The 2,603-nt window shown below is 44.2% G+C and carries 3 protein-coding genes; all 3 read left to right on the top strand.

Annotated elements, in window-relative coordinates:
- On the top strand, positions 1-630 hold a 630-nt coding region (locus tag ACFIN0_RS09545), incomplete at its 5' end, for a phage tail protein (RefSeq protein ID WP_375702428.1).
- Between the two features lie 8 nt (positions 631-638).
- Positions 639-1,652 carry a phage tail protein gene (locus tag ACFIN0_RS09540; RefSeq protein WP_375610949.1) on the top strand — a complete coding sequence of 338 codons (1,014 nt, stop codon included), beginning with the start codon at positions 639-641 and terminating at the stop codon, positions 1,650-1,652.
- A 7-nt stretch (positions 1,653-1,659) separates the two neighbouring features.
- The coding region (locus tag ACFIN0_RS09535; protein ID WP_375702427.1) for a phage tail protein at positions 1,660-2,603 on the top strand (944 nt) is incomplete at its 3' end.

The following is a 2,603-nucleotide window of genomic DNA, read 5'->3' as shown; positions in this document are numbered from 1 at the left end:
ATCCAACAAGGGTGCATTTATACATTGTTTTATAATGGAGATCATTGGCATCTTGTTAATCCTACCCCACTCCCTTTAGAAGAAGAAGAAAGCAATCTTTATCCCACGGGTTTTATAGGAACGTTTGGAATGCGCGGGATTCCAAAGGATTGGTTAATTTGCGATGGGAAGGCTTATTTGCGTCGTGATTATCGTGATTTATTTGAGACGATAGGAACGGTTTGGGGAGAGGGTGATGGCGCCACGACATTTAATGTTCCCGATTTTCGAGGGATGTTTTTACGGGGGCTTGATGGAGGGCGCAATATTGATGAGGGGCGTTCTTTTGCCAGTGTGCAAACAGATTTAATTGAGTCGCATCAACATCAAGGACAGAGCCTTTCGATGTCTCATTTTACCAGCAACGAAAACTTTTGGGATGGGAATACGACGGATGTGTTGGGCTATCGTCTAGGCTTGTTTGGGGGGAGCTCTCTAGCGAATTTTATGGGCATAGAGCGTGAGAATTTAGGGGGCTACATTGTAAGTTCTCATACTCTTGATGAGAACCAAGAGGTTGTTTTGGAGAGCACTGGTGAAGGCGAGACGCGTCCAGTTAATGTGAGTGTTCTGTTTGCGATTAAGACATGAGGTGTAAGATGTCGACGATCTATGATTGGTCTTTAAATGCCTCCTTGAATGCCTATTGTGATGATTTGATTGATTGGTCAAAAGGACAACGTCCTAGTAGTCTGAATAATAGTGCTCGTGTGATGATGCAGCGTGTGCGTGAATATTTATCGGATACGAGTGGTGTGATTGAAAGCACTTTTACGGTTGATGCTGAACACCAGACGACGTTGATAAGACTTCAAAGCCAATCGCAATTTTTAGAGTATAAGAATGGGATATCAATTTGTTTTAAAGCGAAGGGCAAGAATGTTGGGGAAACCGCAATTGCCTTGAATGATTTGGCGGCTAAACCTGTTTACAAGGCGACGGAATTAGGTCTCCGTGTTTTATCGGGAGGCGAGCTTCAAAGGGGGTGCATTTATAGCTTGGTTTATAGGGATCATGCTTGGCAAGTTTTAAATCCTACGCCTCTCTCTTTATCGCAAGAGCCGGTTATCCCTGTTTATCCACTAGGGACGATAGGGATTTTTGGGATGCAAGTTTTGCCAGATGGCTGGTTACCATGTGATGGGAAGGCTTATTTGCGTAGTGATTATCCTGCTCTTTATGAAGCGATAGGGATCAGGTGGGGAGGCGCTGATAGTTGGACGAAGTTTAATGTTCCCGATTTGCGTGGTGTTTTTTTACGAGGTGTTGATGATGACCGCGAGATAGACCGCTTTCGTTATCTTGGCACTTTACAAAATGACGCAATGAGAAAGCATGACCATGGGGGTCAATCCTTTACGATTTTGAATGATGAAAATCAGGAAGAGAGTTGGCATGGTGATATGACGATCATCTGGGGATATGTGTTGAATGACCAGCAAAGATTGAAGCTTGCTGAACGTTTGGGCGTGAGAGCAGAGGATATACGCGTGCACCATAAGCTCGCCTTTCCCCATTCCCACCTTCACATGCGTGATGTTGCATTGGCAAGTTCAGGTATAAGTGAGACGCGCCCGATTAATATGAGTGTTGTGTTTGGAATCAAGACGTGAGGTTTAGATGTCCACGATTTATGATTGGTCTTTAACGGCATCTGAGAATGGTGGTGCTGATGCTTTAATTAATTGGTCAGAGGGACAGCACCCTAACACGGTTAATAATAGCGCTCGTTTTATGATGCAACGGGTAAGTGAGTATTTATCGGATACGGGGGGTGTTCTTGAAGGGATTGTGACGGTTGATAATAACCAAAAGACGAGCGTGATAAGGCTTCTAAGTCAATCGGCATTTTTAGAGTATAAGAATGGCATATCGGTTTGTTTTAAAGCGAAGGGCAAGAATGTTGGGGCGACAACAATTGCTTTAAATAATTTAGCCGATAAGCCCGTTTATAAGGCAACAGAAACCGGTTTATTAGCCTTATCGGGAGGAGAGATACAAGATGGCTGTCTTTATACGCTTGTGTATGATGAAGAGCTTACGGGTTGGCAAGTTCTCAACCCGACAAGGGGCAAAGTTTCTTCCTTAAAACGTTTACCTTCCGGTCTGATAGGACCGTTTGCAATGGAGCGCTTGCCGGGTGGTTGGTTGCCATGTGATGGAAGTGCTTATTCACGGTATGTTTATTGGGATTTATTTTGTGTCATAGGAACGACGTGGGGAGAAGGGGATGGCGCCACGACGTTTAATGTTCCCGATTTTCGGGGGCTATTTTTACGGGGACTTGATAATGAACGCAATTTAGACCCTTGGCGTTCTTTTGCAAGTATACAACCCTGTTCTTTAAAAGCGCATGAACATTTTATAGGTCCAGCGTCATCAGAAGGTCTTTCTTCTCGAAAAAAACGGGATGTTTCTTCTACTGAAGCGCCCGTGACAAGGCGAAAGAGAGCTATAGACGAAGAGTGTGTAGGTTTGAGTGGGGATGCTTTGGACAAGTGTAATCAAGAATTTGACCAAATAGCAGGAAGTCCACAGGTAGAGACTCCCTTTTGGTTTACAGA

Source organism: Bartonella sp. AA89HNZF (genome assembly GCF_042196905.1).
Lineage (GTDB): Bacteria > Pseudomonadota > Alphaproteobacteria > Rhizobiales > Rhizobiaceae > Bartonella.
This window is presented reverse-complemented; position numbering and strand designations above follow the sequence as displayed.